Raw genomic sequence first — 16,823 nt, forward strand, 5'->3', positions numbered from 1 at the left:
TTCATCTGAAGCGTTATTTCTTTATTAAAAGTCTTCCCTTATGAACTTTAAAAGCAGGTTCTTCTAATACCAATGTCATCTTGTCATTCATTTGACTGATAAACATCTTACCTTCAGCGACTAACTTCGAAGCATCCATTAAGAAATATACAGCCCCTGACATTTCAATAATCTCTCTTTTAAAAGCAGATTCATCAAAGTCTATATCATAAAAACCTTCTTGAGTAACCGAGTAACAAGACAAGATGGCCTTATCAATAGTATGCAGACTCAGTGATTTTAAGGCTTCTATACCAACAACTGATCCTATAGGATCAAGTACAACACCCCCTAAAATATGAAGCTTGGCATCCAGCTTATTTTCAACCACCTCAATCCCTGTATACATAGAGTTTGTAATGATTGTCAGATCTTTTAAACCTTTTAACAAAGGCACCATCAACATGGTTGTAGTTGAACCATCTAAAAATAGAACATCCCCATCTTTCAGTTCATCTATGATCTCCTTGCCTAAATTGACCTTGCTCGTGGTCATCCTCTTCTTTCTTTCAGGAATACTGGTATTTTCATAAGCCATATCATATACAACTGCACCACCATGGGTCCTGACAAGGAGTCTTTTAGTTTCTAAGTACTTGAGGTCTCTTCGAATGGTATCAACAGACACATCTAGTAATTCAGCCATTTCACCAACTTTTATGGTCTGCTTCTTATCTAGTTGGTCCATGATTTTCTTATATCTTTCTTGAGTTAGCATAATACCTCTTTATGTCTAAAGCATATCAGCTTAGACATACCTTTCATCATTTTTGCATGTTTATACTTTATTATACCGTTTTTTGCTTGAAATTTATAGATAATTCGTATAAACTGTAGAAAACGGCACAAAACTGCAAATGTATGCAAAGGAGTCCTTATGATCAAAAACATCATCTTCGATATCGATGGCACACTTATCAACACGACACACGTCAATATGAAAGGCCTTCAATCAGTTCTTGAAAAAGAAAAGATCTACAAAACCATAGAAGAACTTACCGATTATGATGGTTTGCCTTCTTCTGTGACGCTTAGTCAATTAAAAATCGATAATCTAACTGAAGTAGAGAAAAAGTGGCATGACTATGTTCAAGATCATAAAGATGAGTTCACCATCTATTATGCCATTCCAACTATTTTAAAGCTCTTGTCAAAAGACTACAAGCTCTCTTTGGTTACTTCACGTAATAAAAAAGAAGTGGCATACGATAAAAAACTTAATCATATCATGGCCTACTTCGATGGCCTTATTTGCTATGATGATACAAAAGAACATAAACCGCACCCAGCTCCCCTTCTAAAAGCCATAAATCAATTTGATTACAAGCCAGAAGAAACCATCTATATCGGCGACTCCATTTATGACTATCAGGCAGCTACAAGTGCTGGCATCAGATTCTTTAAGGCAGCTTGGGGGAATAAAGATTTTGACCTTGTTGCACCTAACATCCACTTAAAAACACCAATAGACTTGTTAATGTATTTAAACTAGCAGATTTTTTCTGCTTTTTTTGTTGACAGATGTAAATTGACATGTTAATATTCTCATATACTTATAAGTGCATATGAGAAAGGATATCCTATGAACAACCTAATCAATATATTTAAACTGTTATCTGATGAAACCAGATTAAGAATCATTCTTTTGTTAAAAGACAACGAGTTATGTGTATGCCAAATGACGGGTATTTTAAACATCTCTCAACCTAAAGCTTCAAAGGCCTTGTCTAAGTTAAGAGATCTGAATCTAGTGACAGATACCAGAAAAGATAAATTTGTGTATTATACACTCAATGAAGATAATCCATTCTTGATCCATATACTCGATTATCTTAAAAATAACATCAACTTATATACACAGCTTGAAGAAGATAAAAATCGCGTTGAATTAAAAGATGAATTTCTATCAAACTGTGCTTCATCTATCGTTAAATTATAGGAGGCTTTATGTTCATTTTTAAATGGCTAAATGCTCATCTTCTAAAAATGGAATGGCTATCAGACCTTGTTGCAAAACTGGTTACAGACGTTTTTAAATTAGACTTAACATCACGTCTTGGTGGTAGTATACATTTCTTTATATATGATGTGATTAAGATTTTCATCTTATTATCAGTGCTCATATTTACAATTTCATATATCCAGTCTTTCTTTCCACCAGAAAGAACAAGACGTATCTTAGGAAGATTCAATGGTATTACTGCTAATATCTTAGGTGCTTTATTGGGAACAATCACACCATTTTGCTCTTGCTCTTCTATTCCACTTTTTATTGGATTTACAAGTGCAGGATTACCAATCGGTGTTACATTTTCATTCTTAATATCATCACCACTCGTAGACTTAGCCTCAGTACTCCTACTGGCTAGTATCTTCAACTGGAAGATAGCCTTCGCTTATGTAGTCGTTGGTCTGATCCTGGCAGTAATCGGTGGTTCAGTTATTTCTAAACTGAAACTTGAAAAGTACGTAGAGCCTTTTGTTTACCAAAATGCAATGACTGAAGAAGAACAGGATGCAATGACCGTTGCAGATAGACTGAACTTCTCAAAAGAACAAGTTCTAGATATCGTTAAAAAGGTATGGCTTTATATCCTAATCGGTGTAGGTATTGGTGCAGCTATCCATAACTGGATTCCACAAAATATCATCGAAGCAGTTTTGGGTCAGGATAAATGGTATTCGGTAGTTCTTGCAGTATTTGCAGGTGTACCAATGTATGCAGATATCTTTGGAACCTTACCGATTGCTGAAGCCCTTGTACTAAAAGGCGTTGGCTTAGGAACAGCTCTATCATTTATGATGGCGGTTACAGCTTTATCACTTCCATCAATGATCTTATTAAAGAAAGTTGTAAAAACAAAGTTACTAGTCATCTTCGCAAGTTTAGTAACTGTCGGTATATTAATCATCGGTTATTTGTTTAATGCATTTAGCTATCTACTCATATAGGAGGCAAACATGAATATCAAAGTATTAGGCACTGGTTGCAAGAAGTGCAAAACATTAGAAGAGAATGTAAGAACAGCTTTATCATCTACTGGTAAAGAAGCTAACGTAGAGAAAGTAGAAGATGTACAACAAATCATCGCTTATGGTGTGATGTCTACACCAGCTTTAGTTATTGACGGTAAAGTTGTTTCTAAGGGTAAAGTATTAAAGCCAAAGGATATAGAAAAACTCATCTAATCCTAATAAATAAACTAACTAAAGAAAACACTGCTGATGCAGTGTTTTCTTACATATGACTTAAGTCTATTAAATGTATATCATCATTGGCTCTTTCAAGTAATTGATCAGTGAATCCTGATTTTGAAAAAATATAGTACACTCTTTTATCCGTGGGTATAAGCCTGCTTCTTTCTATCAACTTATTCAATACAGATAAATCGACTTTTTCACTTTTGTACTTACATTCACAAAAAATCATACCGTCATCACCTAAACCTATTATATCAATTTCTTCCCGGGTCTTTTTTATTGGATCAGTTCCCCACCATTTTCCAAATTTCAAGATTAAAAAAGGTAAAGACATTTTAGTGTTCTCCCTAGACAAATACATCACACACACTTTTTCAAATACATACCCAAGATAAGTCGACCACTCCTGATAAACTCTAGTATCATAGACATGTCTGCCAAGTTCTTGCTCAATTGCATCAGTATACTTTGAAACAAATCTATAATAAAATAAATAATATAAATCCGAAATCTGATAAATGGTTCTTCTAGAATTATTTTTTTCCGTTATCGGCACAAGCCTTTCAATTATATCTAATTCTGTTAGAGCTTTTAAGTAAATAGCTGTTTTAGAAGTTGACTCACCAATTTTTGTTGCAATCTCATTTAACTTACTCGCACCTCTCGCAACTGCTTCAATTATACTTCTGTAAACAGCAGGATTATTAAACTCCTGTCTGAGTAACATATTGACTTCAGAATACAAAAATGCTGATTTATCGAACATATTCTCAACAATATTTTCATCCACACTTAGGCTAGAATCAAACTGAATCAAATACTGCGGAATCCCTCCCAAGGCACCGTATACTTTTAGCAGATCATTGTATGAGTAATTACTAAAAAACTTACTTGTCTCAAAAAAATCTAATGGTTTAATCTTTAGTTGAGATGTTCTTCTACCATACAGAGGGCTTTTATTAGACAATACTTCATTTTCCATAAATGATACAGAGGAGCCACAAAGGATCAAGTATATATTCGTTTCTATCATTTTATGATCGATTATATTCTGCAAAATAGACAGTATACTCTTGTTTCCATTGGCTAGATAGGGAAACTTGTCAAGAACTAATACAACTTTTTTTTCTCCTACACTTTTAACCAAAAATTCAAATGCATCAATCCAACTATCGAAAGTTCCTAAAGTATCAGGAAGTCCTAAATACTTGTAAATAACTCTTGAAAATTTTGATAATGAAAGAAGATCGTTATGTTCTTCTGCTACATAAAAAATTGCTGATTTATCTCTAACAAACTCTGTCAAAAGTCTAGTTTTTCCAACTCTCCTTCGTCCATATACAACTGTAAACTGAAAACCAGAACGCTTGTACATTTTATTCAAATGATTCAATTCATAATTTCTTCCGATAAACATAAGAACTCCTTTACTTAATCGAAATTAACTTAATTCAAATTAAGTTAATTTCGTTTAAGTTAATTTTATACCAAAAAAGAAACTTATGCAAGCATGCATAAGTTCATTAATTGGTTTGAAAACAGGGTTTTCATAAGTAACAAAAGGCTCAATGCCCAAAATGCAAGGGCGCGCAGGAACATGTACTGGCCAGCCTAGAGTACTTATTATTCTTTAATACCTTTCATACTTAAGGCAATTTTTTGCTTGTCTAAGTCTACGTCGATGACTCTAACTTTGACTTGGTCTCCTACAGATACCACGTCCATTGGTCTTTTTACAAACTTATCACTTAAGTGAGAAATATGAACAAGCCCATCTTGCTTAACACCGATATCTACAAATGCACCAAAATCAACAACGTTTCTTACAGTACCCGGTAAAACCATGTCTACTCGTAAGTCTTCAAGCTTTAAGACATCTGATCTAAAGATCGGTTTTGGCATCTCATCACGGATATCTCTACCAGGCTTTTTCAGTTCCTCCACGATATCTTTAAGTGTAAAGTAACCAATGTCTAGGTCTCCAGCTATGCCTTTTAAGTGTCTTTCAATGTCTTTTAGTCTTTCTTTGCCCTTGTTCTTTTTCTTAGGCTCTTCAAACTTTAAACTCTTAAGTGCACTTAAGCCATGTAGAGACTTTTGATTAGAAGAGAACTTCTGCTTTTCTTTCTTCTTTGGCACTTCAGGAATCTTGTAAGCCAAAATCTTCTCATCAATGTTTTTAAATGCATCGTTTATGTTGTTAACATCAATAGCACTTAAATCATAACCTAGGATTTCTATCAACTTAAATGTCTGATCGTATGATTCTGGATGGACAGATGTGTTGTCTAAAATATTGTCACTTTCGTGTAGTCTTAAGAAACCAGCACACTGCTCGTATACCTTATCACCAAGACGTTTAACTTTTTTCAGTTCCGCTCTAGAATGGAATTTACCATTCTCATCTCTGTAAGCCACAATGTTTTTAGCAACAGCTGATGAAATACCAGATACATACTGTAACAGCGATGGTGATGCAATATTTAAGTCAATACCAACACTGTTTACACAATCCTCTACAACATTTGTAAGGGATTCGTCTAATTTCTTTTGGTTTAAGTCATGCTGGTACTGACCAACACCGATATGCTTGGTATCAATCTTTACAAGTTCAGCAAGTGGATCTTGAAGTCTTCTACCAATAGAAATCGCCCCTCTGATAGAAACATCTAAATCTGGGTACTCTTGTGTTGCCAGTTTAGAAGCTGAGTAAACAGAAGCACCTGCTTCAGAGACAATTGTATAATAAACTTGTTCTTCCATTTCAGCCAACATATTTGCTACCAGCTGCTCAGTTTCTCTAGAAGCTGTACCGTTACCGATTGGAATCACATCTACCTTATACTTCTTGATCATCTGCTTCATGACCTTCTTAGATTTTTCAATCTCATTTCTCGGCTCATTTGGATAAATGGTCGCATAATCTAGAAGTTTACCCGTTGCATCAAGAACAGTTAACTTACAACCTGTTCTATAAGATGGGTCAATGGCCATAATAATCACGTCTCTTACTGGTGGTACCAGTAAAAGTGGCTTTGTATTTTTAGCAAATACCTTGATGGCTTCTTCTTCAGCACGCTCCGTTAGCATAGAACGAACTTCTCTTTCTATTGATGGAGAAATCAAACGCTTATAAGCATCTTCTATGGCAACATTTAACTCATGATTACCAAGGGCATTTACATTCTTGATTGTTTCTGATTTTAAATAATCGACAATTTGCTCATCAGGACTCTGAAGCTTTACTTTAATAAACTTCTCTTTTTCACCACGGTTGGTTGCTAAGATTCTATGATTGGCAATGGTCTTTACAGACTCCTTGTAGTCATAGTACATTTCATAGACAGACTCAGCCTTGTCATCTGTAGCTGTCATGGTTAAGAAGCCTGTGTTTAAGTTCATGTTTCTAATCACTTCACGGTGGGCTGGATTGTCTGAAATCATTTCAGCGATAATATCCATAGCGCCAGTAATGGCATCCTTAGGTGTCTTGACACCAAGCTCTTCGTTAATATAATCCATAGAAAGTGTGATTAAATCACCCTCTAGCGTCTCCTGGTTCCAAATAAGCATAGCCAGTGGCTCTAAGCCCTTCGCTTTAGCCTTAGAGGCTCTTGTCTGCTTCTTCTGCTTGTATGGTCTATATAAATCTTCTACTCTTCTAAGAACATCTGCTGCAAGGATTTCAGCCTTTAAGTCCTCAGTTAACTTGCCTTGTTCGTCAATCAGTCTTAAGACTTCTTCTTTTCTATCTTCTAAGTTTCTCAGATAAGTCAAACGATCAAATAAGTCTCTTAAAATCTCATCAGATAAGCCGCCTGTCATTTCCTTACGGTAACGGGCAATAAAAGGCACTGTGTTGCCTTCATCTAATAACTTAATTGTTTCACTGACTTGTCTTTCTTTAATCTTCAGTTCTCCAGCGAGAATCTTGATAATTTTACCCATAGCCCCTCCTATAGTTTAATTTTTTGCTTGAGATAAGCATTGATAAATAAATCTATATTACCATCCATCACACTTGAAGTATTCCCGATTTCTTCATTTGTACGATGGTCTTTGACCATGTTATAAGGATGAAATACATAGGACCTGATCTGTGAACCCCATGTAATTTGAGAGTAATCACCACTCAAATCCTCAATCTTTTCTTTTTGCTCTTGTTCTTTTAATTCTATCAACTTAGCCATCAGCATTTTCATAGCAGTTGACCTGTTATTAAGCTGAGATCTTTCACTCTGACAGGAAACCACCACGCCAGTCGGAATATGTGTAATTCTTACAGCAGAGTCTGTCGTATTGATATGCTGACCACCTGCACCAGATGCTCTAAAGGTATCCACCTTTAAATCAGCAGGATTGATGTCAATTTCAATAGAATCATCTAACTCAGGCATAATGTCTACAGAGGCAAAGGATGTGTGTCTTTTACCAGATGAATCAAATGGTGAAATTCTTACAAGTCTGTGAACACCCTTTTCTGACTTTAAAAAGCCATAGGCATTGTCACCCGTAATGGAAATGGATACGGTCTTAACCCCAGCTTCAGTATCTCTGATCAAATCAAGGATCTTATAACCATAGTCTGCCTTATCACACCATTTACAATACATTCTAAAAAGCATTTCAGCCCAGTCCTGTGCATCTAAGCCACCAGAACCTGCGTGAATGGTCAAAATGGCATTTAAATGATCATACTCACCAGATAACAATGTTTCAAGTCTTAACTCTTCACACCTAGCTTGTATATCTTCTAAAAGCTTATCAGCATCCTTGATATAAGAAGGCTCTTCATCAGCCATTTCTATCATAAGCTCTGCTTCTTCTAAATCATCCTTTAATGTTTCATACCGCTTGACCTTCTTGCCTAAATGTTTAGACTTTCTCAGTATATTTTGGGCCTTTTCATTGTCATCCCAAAAGTCTGATTCTAACATTTTAGCATCTAGCTCCTTAACACTTTGTACAAGACTAGGGATGTCAAAGTGACCTCCCTAATTCTTCTATTGCTGCATGCAGCTCCTTAATCTCATGTAAACACTTGTCTTTTAAAATCATCTTAACCCTCGTTTATGCCACAACACTTCTTATATTTCTTACCACTGCCACATGGACAAGGTTCATTTCTACCAACTTTTTTCTGCTTACGTACCACTGTCTTGTTAACAGGTGCAGCCTTATTAGATTCACTTGTGATTCTAATTTTATTTTCTCTTGTAGTCTTGGTTTCTATGGTTACATTTAAAACATACTTAACTGTATCCATTTGAATGTCACGAATCATCTCGTCGAACATATCAAAACCTTCCATTTGATAAGCTCTAACTGGATCTTCCTGACCAATACCTCTCATAGATACACCTTGCTTTAACTGGTCCATAGCATCGATGTGGTCCATCCATGCACGGTCAACAATCTTAAGAAGGATAAATCTTTCGAAGTCTCTCATACGGTCAGGTGTTACTTCTTTTTCTTTGGCTTCGTATTTATCTAGTGCAATCTTATGAATATCTTCTTTTAACTTTTCTTTAGTCAAAGACTGAATGTCTGGATAAACAAGTGAGTTCATCGGTAAGAAGACTTGGTGTAAGTATTCTTCTAATGCTTTTAAGTCCCACTCTTCTGGATAATCATTGCCTGAACAGTGCATGTCAATGGCATCATCAATACGTTTTTCAAGCATATCTAAAATATGTTCTTTCACGTCTTCGCCATGAAGGACTTTTGCTCTTTCAGCATAGATGATGGATCTTTGCTTGTTCATAACATCATCGTATTGAAGGACATGTTTTCTAATACCGAAGTTTTTAACTTCCACTTTCTTTTGTGCACCTTCAATGGCACGTGTAAGCATCTTGGCTTCGATTGGCATATCATCACTGATACCCAGTCTTGCAACCGTATCCTTTGCACGGTCAGAAACGAATAGTCTCATCAAGTCATCTTCAAATGAAATAAAGAACTGCGAAGAACCTTCATCACCCTGACGACCTGAACGACCTCTTAACTGATTATCGATACGTCTAGATTCATGACGTTCTGTACCGATGATATGAAGACCACCAGCATTTTTAACACGTTCTGCTTCCTCATCTGTTACTTCTTTATGTGCTGCAAGTGCTATCTTGTATTTTTCACGACACTCTAAAATAAGTTCATCATCATAATCTAAAGGTGAAATGGCCTTGTTGATGACATCAATTTCATAACCCATCTTGCCTAGGTCTCTTTGAGACATGTAGTCTGCATTACCACCTAAGACGATATCTGTACCACGACCCGCCATATTTGTTGCAATGGTAACAGCACCAAATCGACCTGCTTGAGCAACAATATCAGCTTCTCTTTCATGTTGCTTGGCATTTAAAACTTCATGTTTGATGCCTTGGCGCTTAAGAAGCTTAGATAAATACTCAGAGGTCTCAATAGAAATAGTACCGACAAGTACTGGTTGACCCGTCTCATGTTTTTCTTTAATATCTTCAATAATTGCAGCAAACTTTCCTTCTATAGACTTAAAGATTACATCCGGCTTATCAATTCTTGCAATTGGTTTATTTGTAGGAATCACCACAACATCCATACCATAGATGTGCTGGAATTCATCTTCTTCCGTCTTAGCTGTACCTGTCATACCAGAAATCTTGTTGTACATTCTAAAGTAATTCTGAAGAGTAATTGTCGCAAGCGTTTGTGATTCTTTACGTACTTCAATACGCTCTTTTGCCTCAATGGCTTGGTGAAGACCATTTGAATATCTTCTACCAAACATCAAACGACCAGTAAAACTATCTACAATAACGATTTCGCCATCTTTAATAACATAATCCACATCACGTTTCATCATATGTCTAGCACGTAGGGCTTGATTGATATGGTGAGACTTCTCCATATGTTCAGGATCACCTAAGTTTTCTATGTTAAAGAATTTTTCTGCTTTTGGAATACCACCTTCATCTGTTAAGATAACTGTTCTTGCTTTTTCATCCAAATCAAAATCTACATCTCTTTTTAGTGTAGAAACGAACATATCAGCAATTGAATACAGTTCTGTTGACTTAGCACCTTCACCTGAAATAATCAAAGGTGTTCTAGCCTCATCAATTAAGATAGAGTCCACCTCATCTACAATGGCAAAGTTCAGTGGTCTTTGTGTTAACTTAGAGTTTTCAATAACCATGTTGTCACGTAAGTAGTCAAAACCAAACTCATTGTTGGTACCATAAGTAATATCAGACAAGTAAGCATCTTTTCTATCTTGACCTGCTACACCATGAATAACACAGCCTACACTTAAGCCTAAAAACTCATAGAGTTTCCCCATCCATTCCTTATCACGAAATGCCAGGTAGTCATTGACTGTGATAACATGAACACCTTCACCAGATAAAGCATTTAGGTATACTGGTAAAGTTGCCATCAATGTTTTACCTTCACCTGTTTTCATCTCAGCAATTCTACCTTGATGCAGTACAATACCACCAACAATCTGAACTGGATAGTGCTTCATACCTAAGGTACGAACAGCTGCTTCACGTACAGTCGCAAAGGCTTCAGGTAAAATATCATCTAATGTTTCTCCACCTGATAATCTTTTCTTAAACTCGTTTGTCTTCCCCTTTAATGCTTCATCAGAAAGTGCTGAATATTCTGCATCATAACTTTCCACTTCTTTAACCGTAACCATGATCTTTCTAACTTCTTTGTCATTGAAACGGTCATTTAAAAAATCAAATAATCCCATTTTACACTCCTTATATTTTGACGGTTTGACCCCTTATATACTAAATAAAAAGGCAATAGATCATCTATTGCCATGTCTCATCTATTTATGCCTGTTCTGTATGTATATTGTACCATTTTCCCTCTTCCAGAATAAGATGGTCTCGCCATCTCTCCGATGATGAACCAAATAAGACCTATGGTCATCATGATATCACCAATTGATAAGATTCTAGGAATAGGATAAGGTTTTGGTACGACGATGAATTTTGATAAAAATTGCATCACACCTGTTGTTTCTGCTGCTACATAATTGATGATGGAACCATCCATTATGCCTTCATACATAGATGTTAAACCTGCAGCCTCTAAACCAGACATTGATACTGGCATTTTAAAATTATTCAAAAGCATAAATACGACATTGATAACACCACCGAGTAGTATCAGCCATACACCTTTTTTATCTAAATTAAGCGCAAGTACGATTAACATAATAATCATTGAAAAAAACATAAGAAATACTGGCAGCGAACCTGCATCAAAATTTCTTAAAAAGACTGGACTAAATGATAAAATCAGTGACAACAGTATCAAATACCAGCCTCTAATGTTCATATCTATAATATTGGTCAAACGACCACCTCTAAATCCACCGATAAACATGCCTAATAGCGTAGCTTCTAAAAACATTGTTTCCTCCAATTTTTCCTCTTACACTACTTTATTATAATGTATATAATAGGCAGTTACAAGCGGTGTGACCATTAACATTATATAAAAAATATGTGTCGATAAGGTGTCGTAATCTTGTGATTTTATGGGGAAAAGTGTAATATAAAGTGTGATGAGGTGAAAGAATGAAAACAATATTTAAAATACTGATTATACTAGTCGGATTAATTGCACTCTATTTATTATTGATGACACTGACAGATTTCAAGCCTGATGAAATCATTTCGCTTAAAACAGATCAACAAACAGACAAAGTGATTGATAACAAACAACTAAAGATAACAACCTTTAACATTGGTTATGCAACCTTAGATGAAAATGCAGACTTCTTTATGGAAGGCGGCAAGCAGTCTAAGGCTGAGAGTAAAGAAGTTGTTATGAGTAACCTTGAAAAGATTGTAGATTTTCTTAAAAATGAAGAAAGTGATATCTATCTTTTACAAGAAGTTGATAAAAAATCCCTTAGAACCAAGAATATCAACCAATACGATTATATCAAAGAAAGCTTTTCAGATTATGAATCGACTTATGCTGTTAACTATAAGGTCCCTTGGGTGCCGGTCCCTGTCCTTAAGCCATATGGCTATGTCGACAGTGGTATAGTTGTACTTTCAAAATATCAAGGTATAGCAAACAGATATCAGTTTCCAGGTGAAGAAGCTTGGCCAAGACAACTGGCTCTTCTAGACAGATGTTTTACAGAAACAAGGTATCCATACAAGAATAAGGAAGTCATAGTCTTAAATGTTCATATGTCAGCTTACGATTCTGGTGGCGTTATAAGAGAACAACAAGTTGCCTATCTTAAAGAACATCTAGAAGAACTGAAAAGTGAAAATGCTTATGTCATTATCGGTGGTGATTTCAATCATGAACTACCAGGCACAAATGCTGATGACTTTAACGATATTCCTAAACCGGACTGGTTAAAAACAATGGACACAAGCTTTGAAGGCTACTCATGGTATGTAGACAATACACAACCTACCAGCCGATCAATGGAAACACCATATGTTAAAGGTCAAAACTATGAATGCATCATAGACGGCTTTATGTTAAGTGATAACATTGAACTTGTAACCATCACTCACCATGACCTAGAGTTTAAAAACAGTGACCATAATCCTGTATCCATAGAAATTAAACTGAATTAAAGAGCACCAGCTATTAACAAAAAAAGATCACATTGAATTGTGATCTTTTTTATATGAGTATGGCATCTGCCCATTTAATACTTTCTACATATGCCTCATTAAACTTATCTACACTAACATAGCATTCTTCTAGTCTTTCCTTTAATAAAAAGTCGCCTCTTTCATTAAGGATAATGGCATTCAGCATTTTACTGAGTTGATTCTCTTTACCAAGCAGTGCATCAATGACATCAGCATTAAGAGGTACGTTTTTTAACAAGCTCTCCATAGGTCTTTTTAAAATAACATTGGTTAATGACAAAAGCCCTAACATAAAAAGCTCTTCTTTTCTATCAGACATACCAGCGCTTACTGCTAGTAACTCTGCATGTTTGCCTCTTCTTAAAGACAGACTGATTAACTCATCGTAGGTATCCATAGCAGTAAATGACTTAAGCATGTTGATGACAATCGTTTTTCTAGATTCTGAAGTACCAAGCCTTACAAGCGCCTGTTTAACATCGGTTATTTTTCTTTGTGAGTAGTAGGCTGGTGAGTTCAAAAGTTTTAGAAAGGACAATGTTAAATTTGAATCCTTTTTTATAGCATCAGCCAAAGCTTCAAAGTTAACAACCGGCTTATCTACTATATCCAAAAGTTCTAAGTATATGCTTGGTAGAGTCAATGTGTCTGATCCTTCAAACACTTTAGGTTTTTGATAATAATAACCTTGAAATATTGAACAGCCAAGCTTTTCAGCAAACTTTACATCCTCTTCAGTTTCAACTTTCTCAGCCAAAAGGATTTTATCATATGATTTAACCTTTTTTACAGTCTCAGTTAACTCCTCATAATTCTGTATCATAAAATCAAGCTTAATAATATCTGCTATTTCTATCAACTTATCCATTTTTTCATCATAGACAAAATCATCTAAAGCGATTAAATAGCCTTTGCTTTTATAGTCCTGGAGTTTTTCTATTAACTCATCTGTTATGACAGAATCCTCTAAAACTTCAATGACCAACTGATCAATGTTGAAGAGTTCTGGTGCACCATGAATAATGGACTCATCGTTGAAGTTAACAAAAACCTTCTTATTATTAGACATTTCCTGTATGTCAAAGTTGATAATCAAATCTTTGATTACCTTTAAAGTCGCTGAATAATCATCTACAACATCAGCTTTATTGACTGTACTGCTTCTAAAAAGCAGTTCGTATGCTACTATATCACCTTGACTATTAAACATGGGTTGCCTTGCAATAAATGTTTTCATTATTACCTCTTTTCGCCTATCAAACGGCCAATACTTTCCAATTCACTATTATATACAATTATGTGGTATTTACAAGAATAATTATCATTTTATGAAACAAGTCTAATCAAGTTTATACCCAGTCAAAAGACACCTACTCAATATTGAAGGCATCCACTAAAAAATCCCTAGGATTATATCCTAGGGACTATTATTTACATTGTCGGTTCAATTAAACCGTAGTTACCATCTTTTCTGATGTAAACCACATTAACTTCATCTGTATCACCATTTAAGAATACAAAGAAATCATGGTTGAGCATTTCCATCTGAAGCACTGCTTCTTCAGGGTCCATTGGTTTAATTGGGAATGATTTTGTTCTCACAATTTTACTTTCTTCTGTCTCACCTTCGTAATCCGGAATTGCAGCAGTTTTAATGCTGTCATGTTTATGATATCTCTTCTCTATCTTAGTTTTATGTTTTCTCATCTGTTTGGTTAGTTTATCCATTACCATATCGATAGAAGAATACATGTCCTCGCTGGTCTCTTCAGCTCTAAAGGTTACGCCATGCTTAAGCGGCATTGTGATCTCTACGGTGTGTCGATCTCTTTCAACACCTAGTGTCACCTTTACGTCTACGTCTGAATTAAAGTACTTATCGAACTTGTCCAACTTTCCTTCAATGTATTCTCTAATGCTAGGTCTTACACTAATATTTTTTCCGCTTACGATTACTCTCATACATCCAGCTCCCTTCATTTTAAAAAATTAAAAAGAACTTAGTAGAAACATGCGCCTGTTATTTGATTTTCTCCTCCCGTTTTTTATTGCTGTTTCGTCTAAATCTTTCTAACAAGTTTAACTTGTTGTTAACATAATGATACCCTAGTTTTGGGTAAATAATCACGTTTATCAAAGATTTTTAAGAGAAAAATAAGGCCTCTTAAAGATGGATAAAATACCTTGAATATACAACTATTTTATGCCATAATAATAGTAACGGAGCTCAGATATGAGTTTCGTTTTTTTCTATAAAAAGCATTCTAACAAGTCTCTCTTATATACAACAATAGAGAGCAGAGGCTCTCTATCTATAACAACATTTCTTATACTTTTTACCAGATCCACATGGACATAAATCCCTTTTGTTAACACCAGCGTATAACTGATTCATTTCTTTATTGGTATGTCCTCTATTCATCCAGGACCTGATACATGGCTTATAAGCATTTAAAATTCTTTTTAACTCTTTAGTTTCTTTTCTGTTTAAGTTAAAGAAGTCCGCATTGATGAGCATAAGAGCCCTATTGACAGATAAGGCTTCTAGCATTGCTGTAAGCTGAATGACTTTTTCATCTAAATCTGAATCAGATAAGTCTATCACATGATTCAAGAAACCTACTAAATCCTCTAACTCTTTTCTAGGCTCTATATAAGTTTTCTCAGAGAATTTTAGAAAGTTTTCCTTGTTACATGTAAAATGATTCATTCTAAGTGACAGAAGATGGTCTCTAATGTCTTTTGATTCATCAATAGCCAAATCACTTGTAACCAGTATATTTTCTTTTAATACACACCCAGAAACATGATCAATGTGTCTATCAAAATAAGACATGTACTCATTACAAAGGTCCTCACTTGGTGCCAGTACCTTCTTAAGTAGATCTTTATAATCACTTAAGCTTATAAGACCATACAAGTTTAAGCATGCCGATGTAAATCTAACCAGTTCGTCATAGTAGTCATTCTTATCGTTATTATGATTCTCTTCTCTCTCTTTATACATAAAAACACCTCTTTCAACTATCTGAAGTTCCATTTCATTATAGTCAAAAAAAGTGTATTAATCAATTCAAAGGTTTTAAAAGGGAAAGCACCATCTCAGCATCGCTTTTAGCGTGAGCCAATAAGAAATCATTGACCTGTGCCAACATTTGAAGTTTTGCAAAGTTCATCATTTCCTTGGCAATATCTAAATCAGTTATCCTCGATTCAGCAGCTTGAAGGTTTTCTGCTTGAATATCTAATCGTCTGATAGTCGCTTCTAAACCTGATTGCTGAGCACCTAGGGAGGACCTCTGACTAGAAACTCTTTTAAGAGCATCATCTACTATAGTAATATTTGAATCAAGATCATCAGATGACATGTCTTTTAGATTATCTAGACCTAAAAAGCTTAAAGACATATCTTCAATATGTAATACTCTGGAATCACCTTCATTGCCACCTGTCAGAAAAGTAAAGTCTCTTCCGTCCAAAAGACCCATTGTATTAAACTCAGTATGATCATGAATACCTACTAGAGCTTCTTTAAGTTCATCTATTTCATAGCCAATTTTTTCTTTGTCTGAATCTGTTAAGGTACCATTAGAAGCCTGTACATAAAGTTCTCTCATACGCTGCAAGATATCAACCATCTCCCCCATACCTGATTCTGCAGTCTGAACAAGTGATATGGCATCTTGAGCATTTCTAGATGCTTGACGAAGTCCTCTAATCTGTGATTTCATTCTTTCTGATATCATAAAACCAGCAGGATCATCAGCAGGACAAGTAATTCTTTTACCTGATGAAAGCCTTCTAAAAGACTTAGACCACTCCATCATGATATTAGACCTATTATTAATAATGGTCATCATAGAAACATTATGACGAATCTTCATAATCCACCTCCAGATAATACCATTATACCCCATAAAATATGTATATAAAATTAAGAGTAAATTAACA

General features: G+C 35.2%; 15 protein-coding genes. 5 read left to right on the top strand and 10 right to left on the bottom strand.

The window, feature by feature from the left end; genetic code table 11:
• Positions 1-13: 13 nt before the first annotated feature.
• Positions 14-757, bottom strand: coding sequence for a DeoR/GlpR family DNA-binding transcription regulator (locus EZV73_RS16990; RefSeq protein WP_240841608.1), 744 nt, complete (start codon positions 755-757; stop codon positions 14-16).
• 159 nt (positions 758-916) lie between these two features.
• Between EZV73_RS16990 and EZV73_RS16995 the strand changes: the two genes are divergently transcribed.
• From EZV73_RS16995 to EZV73_RS17010, 4 genes are all read left to right on the top strand, one after another.
• Positions 917-1,531, top strand: coding sequence for an HAD family hydrolase (locus EZV73_RS16995; RefSeq protein WP_240841609.1), 615 nt, complete (start codon positions 917-919; stop codon positions 1,529-1,531).
• 90 nt (positions 1,532-1,621) lie between these two features.
• Entirely contained in the window at positions 1,622-1,978 is a 357-nt protein-coding gene (locus tag EZV73_RS17000) for a metalloregulator ArsR/SmtB family transcription factor (protein WP_240841610.1), read from the top strand.
• A gap of 8 nt (positions 1,979-1,986) precedes the next feature.
• A complete protein-coding gene (locus EZV73_RS17005) occupies positions 1,987-2,991 on the top strand; it encodes a permease (protein ID WP_240841611.1) in 1,005 nt (334 codons plus the stop codon).
• A gap of 9 nt (positions 2,992-3,000) precedes the next feature.
• Positions 3,001-3,228, top strand: a complete 228-nt coding sequence (locus tag EZV73_RS17010; protein WP_240841612.1) for a thioredoxin family protein — start codon at positions 3,001-3,003, stop codon at positions 3,226-3,228.
• A 49-nt stretch (positions 3,229-3,277) separates the two neighbouring features.
• Here the strand turns inward: EZV73_RS17010 and EZV73_RS17015 are convergent, their stop codons facing one another.
• From EZV73_RS17015 to EZV73_RS17035, 5 genes are all read right to left on the bottom strand, one after another.
• Positions 3,278-4,657 (bottom strand): ATP-binding protein, encoded by a 1,380-nt coding sequence (locus EZV73_RS17015; protein WP_240841613.1) that lies wholly within the window; start codon positions 4,655-4,657, stop codon positions 3,278-3,280.
• Between the two features lie 206 nt (positions 4,658-4,863).
• The gene (locus EZV73_RS17020) at positions 4,864-7,188 is read right to left on the bottom strand and encodes a Tex family protein (RefSeq protein WP_240841614.1); all 2,325 of its coding nucleotides are present in this window, start codon (positions 7,186-7,188) and stop codon (positions 4,864-4,866) included.
• Positions 7,189-7,196: 8 nt separating this feature from the next.
• Positions 7,197-8,298 (bottom strand): peptide chain release factor 2 gene (gene prfB, locus EZV73_RS17025; RefSeq protein WP_240841615.1). Its coding sequence is split into 2 segments (ribosomal slippage): positions 7,197-8,222 and positions 8,224-8,298, totalling 1,101 coding nucleotides; the frame shifts between segments, so codons are not numbered across the junction.
• 1 nt (position 8,299) lies between these two features.
• The gene (secA, locus tag EZV73_RS17030; RefSeq protein ID WP_240841616.1) at positions 8,300-10,984 is read right to left on the bottom strand and encodes a preprotein translocase subunit SecA; all 2,685 of its coding nucleotides are present in this window, start codon (positions 10,982-10,984) and stop codon (positions 8,300-8,302) included.
• Positions 10,985-11,061: 77 nt separating this feature from the next.
• Positions 11,062-11,655 carry a DUF5317 family protein gene (locus EZV73_RS17035; RefSeq protein ID WP_240841617.1) on the bottom strand — a complete coding sequence of 198 codons (594 nt, stop codon included), beginning with the start codon at positions 11,653-11,655 and terminating at the stop codon, positions 11,062-11,064.
• 167 nt (positions 11,656-11,822) lie between these two features.
• Here EZV73_RS17035 and EZV73_RS17040 point away from each other — a divergent pair, with 167 nt between their 5' ends.
• Positions 11,823-12,851, top strand: a complete 1,029-nt coding sequence (locus tag EZV73_RS17040; protein WP_240841618.1) for an endonuclease/exonuclease/phosphatase family protein — start codon at positions 11,823-11,825, stop codon at positions 12,849-12,851.
• Between the two features lie 49 nt (positions 12,852-12,900).
• Here the strand turns inward: EZV73_RS17040 and EZV73_RS17045 are convergent, their stop codons facing one another.
• From EZV73_RS17045 to EZV73_RS17060, 4 genes are all read right to left on the bottom strand, one after another.
• Complete coding sequence (locus EZV73_RS17045) at positions 12,901-14,109, bottom strand: EAL and HDOD domain-containing protein (RefSeq protein WP_240841619.1); 1,209 nt, start codon at positions 14,107-14,109, stop codon at positions 12,901-12,903.
• A gap of 194 nt (positions 14,110-14,303) precedes the next feature.
• Entirely contained in the window at positions 14,304-14,834 is a 531-nt protein-coding gene (raiA, locus tag EZV73_RS17050; protein WP_240841620.1) for a ribosome-associated translation inhibitor RaiA, read from the bottom strand.
• Positions 14,835-15,180: 346 nt separating this feature from the next.
• The gene (locus tag EZV73_RS17055; RefSeq protein ID WP_240841621.1) at positions 15,181-15,879 is read right to left on the bottom strand and encodes an SEC-C metal-binding domain-containing protein; all 699 of its coding nucleotides are present in this window, start codon (positions 15,877-15,879) and stop codon (positions 15,181-15,183) included.
• 61 nt (positions 15,880-15,940) lie between these two features.
• A complete protein-coding gene (locus EZV73_RS17060) occupies positions 15,941-16,756 on the bottom strand; it encodes a flagellin (RefSeq protein ID WP_240841622.1) in 816 nt (271 codons plus the stop codon).
• Positions 16,757-16,823 lie beyond the last annotated feature (67 nt).

The sequence above is a fragment of the Acidaminobacter sp. JC074 genome, assembly GCF_022496765.1.
Taxonomy (GTDB): domain Bacteria; phylum Bacillota; class Clostridia; order Peptostreptococcales; family Acidaminobacteraceae; genus JABXKX01.

Bases quoted from the DNA above. Each gene is read 5' to 3' on its own strand.
- EZV73_RS17000 (WP_240841610.1), top strand. From the start codon at position 1,622: ATGAACAACCTAATCAATATATTTAAACTGTTATCTGATGAAACCAGA.
- EZV73_RS17010 (WP_240841612.1), top strand. From the start codon at position 3,001: ATGAATATCAAAGTATTAGGCACTGGTTGCAAGAAGTGCAAAACATTA.
- raiA (WP_240841620.1), bottom strand. From the start codon at position 14,834: ATGAGAGTAATCGTAAGCGGAAAAAATATTAGTGTAAGACCTAGCATT.
- EZV73_RS17060 (WP_240841622.1), bottom strand. From the start codon at position 16,756: ATGAAGATTCGTCATAATGTTTCTATGATGACCATTATTAATAATAGG.
- EZV73_RS17035 (WP_240841617.1), bottom strand. From the start codon at position 11,655: ATGTTTTTAGAAGCTACGCTATTAGGCATGTTTATCGGTGGATTTAGA.
- EZV73_RS17015 (WP_240841613.1), bottom strand. From the start codon at position 4,657: ATGTTTATCGGAAGAAATTATGAATTGAATCATTTGAATAAAATGTAC.
- EZV73_RS16990 (WP_240841608.1), bottom strand. From the start codon at position 757: ATGCTAACTCAAGAAAGATATAAGAAAATCATGGACCAACTAGATAAG.
- EZV73_RS16995 (WP_240841609.1), top strand. From the start codon at position 917: ATGATCAAAAACATCATCTTCGATATCGATGGCACACTTATCAACACG.
- EZV73_RS17055 (WP_240841621.1), bottom strand. From the start codon at position 15,879: ATGTATAAAGAGAGAGAAGAGAATCATAATAACGATAAGAATGACTAC.
- EZV73_RS17005 (WP_240841611.1), top strand. From the start codon at position 1,987: ATGTTCATTTTTAAATGGCTAAATGCTCATCTTCTAAAAATGGAATGG.
- EZV73_RS17040 (WP_240841618.1), top strand. From the start codon at position 11,823: ATGAAAACAATATTTAAAATACTGATTATACTAGTCGGATTAATTGCA.
- EZV73_RS17020 (WP_240841614.1), bottom strand. From the start codon at position 7,188: ATGGGTAAAATTATCAAGATTCTCGCTGGAGAACTGAAGATTAAAGAA.
- secA (WP_240841616.1), bottom strand. From the start codon at position 10,984: ATGGGATTATTTGATTTTTTAAATGACCGTTTCAATGACAAAGAAGTT.
- EZV73_RS17045 (WP_240841619.1), bottom strand. From the start codon at position 14,109: ATGAAAACATTTATTGCAAGGCAACCCATGTTTAATAGTCAAGGTGAT.